Below are 6,616 nucleotides of genomic sequence, written 5' to 3'. Positions count from 1 at the left end.
TTATTCATTCAAGGTGGAATGCCAAGGGCTATTCTCTCTTAGTTGTTCAGCCCTTCCGATTAGTTCTAGACCCAATCGTACTATGACCTCTGCTGACTTCTGATGGTTCAGCTACTTGTCACCAAGTAGGTTATGAAGGGTACTTCACGTTTCCATCAGACCTCCCCGGGTAAGCGTATGCACTTTCACACCATCTATCCGCCTCATTTACTCGATATGACCTTCGACAGAAAGGACTTTGTTTTGTAATGCAAACTCATCCAATCATACCTAGCCTTATATGAGATTCGTGTTCCTCGGACCGGTGTTTTGCCTCCAGCTTCCTTCAGATTCCGCGTCGCCACGGACACCCTTGCTCTTGGCTAACCTCTACTTCTGTCTTCGGAGTTCGGGACTTGCACCCTATAGTTCATACGCATGCCGGGCGCACATTAAAAGATCTAAGTCCGGTACAATACCAGACTCAGATCTTAGAAGCTGCTTAAATTATTTGTCTAACTTTTTTGGGTCAGATCAACTTGATTCTCACAAGTTTTCCTACAGTTCAATTCAATTTTTTTACTATTAAGGCATTTAAATCATCTTTTAGTTACATAAATTCATTGACTAATGCATTAAATTGATTTTCGCTCATTTTGATATCAATATCTGTAAGCGGTAATTCAGAGTAGCCTGGAACTTTCTCTTGATAAGAAGTCGTTTTTGTATCTTGATAGATAATACCTGTAACGAGCCCCTCATTTTCCATTACTGTACGCATTGCCATGCCGCGATCTGAATTGTCATAACCTTCAATATCTGCAAGCTTTGTTAAGTTCTCTTTGAACCAATCATACGTATTCACTTTGTTGTATGTTACACAAGGTGAGAACACGTTGATGAATGAGAAACCTTTATGATTAATACCCGCTTCGATTAGAGCTGTCAATTCTTTAATATCTGTAGAGAATCCTTGTGCCACAAATGTTGCACCACTTGTTAAAGCTACCTCTAATGGTTTTAATGAAGGCTCAATGGCACCACCTGGCGTTGATTTTGTGATAAATCCAGCAGCCGAGCGTGGTGAAGTTTGCCCTTTTGTTAAACCGTAAATTTGGTTATCCATGACTACATATGTGATGTCAATATTACGACGGATAGCATGAATTGTATGCCCCATCCCGATCGCGAAGCCGTCTCCGTCACCACCTGATGCGATAACATTTAAATCACGATTTGCCATTTTTAAGCCTTGTGCAATCGGTAGTGCTCGACCATGAATCCCATGGAAACCATATGAATTAATATAACCTGAAATACGACCTGAGCAGCCAATCCCAGAAATCACAGCAAGCTCGTTTGGCTCGATGCCCACGTTGGCAGCTGCGCGCTGGATTGCAGCTTGTACTGAGAAGTCACCACAGCCTGGGCACCAGTTTGGTTTTACTGTATTACGAAAATCCTTAAATGTTGCCATTAGCGAGTCAGCTCCTTCACTTTATTTTCTAATTCACCTGGCAAGAACGGCGTACCGTCATATTTTGTGATTGTCTCAATCTTATCGTGGCCGCCAATATTCATTTTCATGATATTCGCTAATTGACCTGTGTAGTTATTTTCGACAACGATAACTTTTTTCGCTTTTGCCACAAGAGGTGTCATATCCGCAGAAGGGAATGGATGAATTAAGCGAATATGTGCATGGTTTACGTTCATGCCTTGAGCGTTTAAACGTTCTTGTACTTCTTCAAGAGCTCCACGCGTAGAGTTAAAACCAACCAGTAGTATATCTGCTTCCTCGTGTGGTGTATTTTTGTAAACAGGTGTATCAAAATTCAGTGCTGCAAGCTTTCGGAAACGTTTATCCATTTGTGCACGACGATTGCCCGTTGCTTCAGATGGCTTACCCGTTTCATCATGCTCTACACCCGTTACATGGTGAATACCATTTAACTGACCAGGTAAAACACGCGGTGATATACCGTCTTCTGTATTTTCAAAACGTTTAAAGTAGGCTTTATCCGCTGCTTCTTCAAGATCTTCCGTTACAATTTTACCGCGACGAATTTCAATTTTTTTGTAATCAAATGGTTCAACAGTTTGTTTACCAAGCGATAACTGTAAGTCTGTTATTAAAATAACTGGTAATTGCAATTCCTCTGCAATATTGAATGCTTGAATTGTGTCAAAGAACGCTTCTTCCATTGTAGAAGGTGCAATGACCACTTTCGGAATCTCACCGTGTGTACCATAAAGCATGGCCATTAAATCCGATTGTTCTTGCTTTGTCGGTAGACCTGTTGATGGGCCACCACGTTGTGTATCGATTACAACAAGTGGTTGCTCTGTCATACCTGACAACCCAATTGCTTCCATCATCAACGAAAGACCAGGACCTGCTGATGCAGTGAATGAACGAACACCACCGAAGTTTGACCCGATGGCCATTGTTGCTGCTGCAATTTCATCCTCCGTTTGAATAACTGCACCACCAAATTTCGGTAATTTTTTAATTAGGTATTCCATAATTTCAGAAGCTGGTGTAATTGGGTATGCAGCCATAAAGCGTGTCCCAGCTGCAAGTGCACCTAGTGCTACTGCATCATTCCCAATCATAAACATACGGCGTTTACCATCAGCAGGAGCTAATGCCCACTCGCCAACGCGCTCACCTATAAGCTCATTCATCATTTCATGGCCGCGTGCAATAGCTTCCATGTTTTTCTGCACCACTTCTTCACCTTTTTTACCAAAAATATCATCCACAACATTTTGGAAGACAGCATCTTCTAAGTTAAGAAGTGAAGCTGTGGCTCCGATTGCTACCATGTTTTTCATTAAAGTTGTGCCTAACGCTGCTGCCACTTCTGTGAATGGTACAGCAAATAACGGTGCCTTTGAATCTTCAGGTTTTACTGGTTCAAATTTGGCATCAGCTAAAATAACACCATTTTCTGTTAACTCTTTATAATTGACGTCGATTGTTTCTTGGTCGAACGCCACTAAAATATCTAAATCATCCGCAATTGAACGTACTTCTGTTGGACGAACTGTAATTTTATTATTCGTATGGCCACCTTTAATTCGAGAAGAGAAGTGACGATAACCGTATAGGAAGTAACCTAAACGATTCATTGCCATTGAGAAAATCTCGCCTGTACTCTCAATCCCTTCACCCTGTTGCCCACCGACTTTCCATGAAAGCTGATGTAACATGTCAACAACTCCTTAAATCCAATGTATACTATTATTTTTTCCTTCATAAGTTTAACACGAAGACACGGTCTACACTATTGTTATTCAATGATTTAGCCGAAATTCAGACCTTTGACCGAAAATCCGTTCAAAAAATTGCAATTTTCAGATTAATCGCGTATTAAAAATAACTTACTGGCATGCAATCCAGTACCAAATCCTCGTTTGTTACTAGTGGTATGTATATGAACTGAGCTTTCCTTGTGCTATCACATTGGGCTTGCGTGCTATTTTAGGTGACCTGTGCGTTCCTCTCACTTACCCGAACGGTTCTACTGCCGACCTGAGCGCTTCTCTCGCTTACCGAGCGCTCCTCCAACTGACCGGAGCATTACGATTCAATAGGTTAACAGCCCCAGCACATATTGGATTTGCACTATAACAAAAAATGCCTTGCACCAATTCATCGGTGCAAGACATTTTTTTTGGTTTTTATCGGGAACTACCAAGGCTCGTCTCACACCTAACGTGAGAGCAAGGACGCGATAGTACCTGATCGGTTAAAGTCAACAGGAAGTTGATTACTTAGGCTCTGTATTTATTGCTGTTGCTTCGTCGCCGCACAAATAAATTGCCACAAGATGTAGCGTTCTTCGCCTAAATTCCTAAATAATCGGTGGGGATAAAGAATCCCCCACCGATTAAAGGTTCACTTTATTATCGAACACGTTTTTCTACTAGCAATTTTAAAGCTGTACGTTCCTCACCAGCAATTAAAATATCGGCAAACGCCGGTGCGCATATTAAATCTGTGCCACTTGGCGCTACAAATCCGCGTGCAATGGCCACTGCTTTCACGGCTTGGTTAAGTGCACCCGCCCCAACTGCCTGCATTTCTGCTTGCCCTTTTTCTCTGATTACCGCGACTAATGCACCTGCAACTGAATTTGGATTAGAGCGTGACGATACTTTTAATGAATCCACAATTATTCCTCCCCGTTTCGCGAATAGTGTTTACGCTCAACAACTCATGTCCCCCTTTTCGGTTCTCAAGTTATTGTCCGTAGGTCATTTTATGCTCGTGAAAACGAAAATAGACTATTTTCAAAACCGATATATTGCAAACCGTTCAAATACATGGAACTTTATCATGCAGATACCTACAATTCATAGTATATAAAAGTGCGTTCTCACTTGCTTTCGCCAAGCTTTAATCTAAGGATTATTGCTTGTTCACACAAAAAAAACTACTGTGTTTTTCATGACACAGTAGTTGTTCACATTATCCTTGGAACGGATAGTCTTCATTTATATAAATTCTTTCGCAGTGCACAGCTTTTCCTGTTTTGTCATCCATTTCAACGAAAAAGCCACTTAACACGTCGCGCCCTTTTTTTGGCACTTCAAAGCGGGATGGCATATTTGTCTGGAATTTGTAAATAACACTTTCCTTCGTCATCCCTAAAATTTCATCATACGGTCCTGTCATTCCAACATCGGTAATATAGGCTGTCCCCTTCGGATAAATGCGCGCATCTGCAGTCTGTACATGTGTATGTGTCCCTACGACCGCTGACGCCTTGCCATCTAAATGCCAACCAAGTGCAATTTTTTCACTTGTCGCTTCTGCATGGAAATCCACAAATACGAGCGGTGACGTTTTACGCGCTTCTTCAATCAATTCATCCGCCATTGCAAATGGATCCTCATGCGGAGGCAAGAACACCCGACCATGCAAATTAATAACCGATAATGTGACACCATTTTTTGAAATTTGCACCATTCCTTTACCAGGTGCCTCACTCGAAAAATTGGCTGGACGAATTAAGTAATCCGCATCATCAATAAAATCAAAAATATCTTTGTTGTCCCAAGTATGATTGCCCATCGTAATGACATCCACACCCATTTGTAAAAGGTCCGTATAAATATTACGGGTAATACCACGACCTGCTGCTGCGTTTTCACCATTGGCAATGACAACGTCTGGGCTAAATTTTTTCTTTAAACGTGGCAAATATTTTTCCACTGCATCACGACCAATTGAGCCGACAATATCTCCAATAAATAGCACTTTCATTTTGCAAAACCACTCTTTCTATAAATAACACTATTTAGTTTACCATTTTTTCTTCGCCCATCGCAAAATAAAAAGCAAACCATGCCTAGTCTACACTATATACAATCTGACGATATTTATCGTTGTGCCGATGTTTACCAAACGACAATCTCACGGTGACATCATGAGCGATGGCTGAGTAGTTGTTTTGCTTTAGTAGCACTCGTTTTTACATCGTGATGTATTTGCCCTACTAAGTAAGCCCCGAATTTCCATTTGTTCAAGATATATGTCACACCAATGGAGCAACTCGTACTAATAAAAAATGAAATGCCCACAACAGAAAAAATGCTTAATTTTTCTACATAGGGGGATAAAAAGCCTTTTACCAATATATTAAATAATGGATGTAACAAATAAATGCCAAAGGAATAGCGACTAATAAAAATCATAAATCTTGGCATTCTCTGCAATTTACTCGCAATAAAAAATAACAGGAAAGCGACACTCAATGTATACAGTATGACATCTATTCTCTTTGAGTGAATTTCAGTGATAAAGCCCCAAAATTGGATAGCTAGTAAACTACTGAGTGTAAAAAGGAATCCAACGAAAAGTTGATAACGAAAACGATGTAACCATGATAGGAAAATTTCATAATTTCTGCCGCAATAGTAGGCTGTTACAAAATAAGCTATCCATGCAGGAAAGGGCATCCTATTTAAAACGCTCCACTCCAGTTCTGCATATGGCAAATAGGAAAAATACTCGTACAAATCCAAAAAATTAAAAAAAGCTAAGTAACCAAAATTTATAAGAAATGCTGTTAGAATCACTTTATAGGCGGGGTATTTTGATACAATATATTTTACAAATAAGGGATGTAAAAAATAAAATTGAAAAATGATAACGATAAAATAGCCGTGAAAATCACCTTCGAACAAATTTAGAAATACTTTTTTTTCGAATTCACCACTATTTGTTCCAATCGAATGAAGAGCTGCATCTAGAATACCTATAAATAGAAAAGGGATAAAAATATACTTAATACGTTTGTCATAAAATTTTTTGGGCAATTGATTCGGATAAGAATATGCAATCACGAACTCGGAGATAAAAATAAAGAGTGGTGTGCCGAACATTAATGCCAATTGGATAGACGTCAGTACAAATAATAATGGACTTTCCTCCATGTCATACATATCTAATGCTAAAGTGACTCCGTGCATTAACACAATTCCCAAACAGGCAACGCATCTTAGTAAAAATATTTCTTTAACTACTGGTTTCATTTTTCCCACCTGCCATTTCTAAGCAATCGATCTTGCAAGTCAATTATGCTTTTAGCTTATCGGTCATACGTAAACACATAGGAAAAACTTT

5 protein-coding genes are annotated in these 6,616 nt (G+C 39.8%); all 5 read right to left on the bottom strand.

Annotation, left to right across the window (positions count from 1 at the left end):
* Positions 1–589 precede the first annotated feature (589 nt).
* The 5 genes from H131_RS07730 to H131_RS07710 all read right to left on the bottom strand — a co-directional run bounded on the left by H131_RS07730 (position 590) and on the right by H131_RS07710 (position 6,525).
* The gene (locus tag H131_RS07730; RefSeq protein ID WP_010858537.1) at positions 590–1,456 is read right to left on the bottom strand and encodes a 2-oxoacid:ferredoxin oxidoreductase subunit beta; all 867 of its coding nucleotides are present in this window, start codon (positions 1,454–1,456) and stop codon (positions 590–592) included.
* On the bottom strand, positions 1,456–3,195 hold the full coding sequence (locus H131_RS07725; protein WP_010858536.1) for a 2-oxoacid:acceptor oxidoreductase subunit alpha: 1,740 nt from the start codon (positions 3,193–3,195) through the stop codon (positions 1,456–1,458). Before H131_RS07725 ends, H131_RS07730 begins: the two co-directional genes overlap by 1 nt.
* A gap of 696 nt (positions 3,196–3,891) precedes the next feature.
* Entirely contained in the window at positions 3,892–4,158 is a 267-nt protein-coding gene (locus tag H131_RS07720) for a stage V sporulation protein S (protein ID WP_010858535.1), read from the bottom strand.
* A 298-nt stretch (positions 4,159–4,456) separates the two neighbouring features.
* Complete coding sequence (locus H131_RS07715; protein ID WP_010858534.1) at positions 4,457–5,254, bottom strand: TIGR00282 family metallophosphoesterase; 798 nt, start codon at positions 5,252–5,254, stop codon at positions 4,457–4,459.
* A 161-nt stretch (positions 5,255–5,415) separates the two neighbouring features.
* Entirely contained in the window at positions 5,416–6,525 is a 1,110-nt protein-coding gene (locus H131_RS07710; protein WP_010858533.1) for an acyltransferase family protein, read from the bottom strand.
* Between the last annotated feature and the right edge of the window lie 91 nt (positions 6,526–6,616).

Source organism: Lysinibacillus sphaericus OT4b.31, assembly GCF_000392615.1.
Taxonomy (GTDB): Bacteria; Bacillota; Bacilli; order Bacillales_A; family Planococcaceae; genus Lysinibacillus; species Lysinibacillus sphaericus_B.
This window is presented reverse-complemented; position numbering and strand designations above follow the sequence as displayed.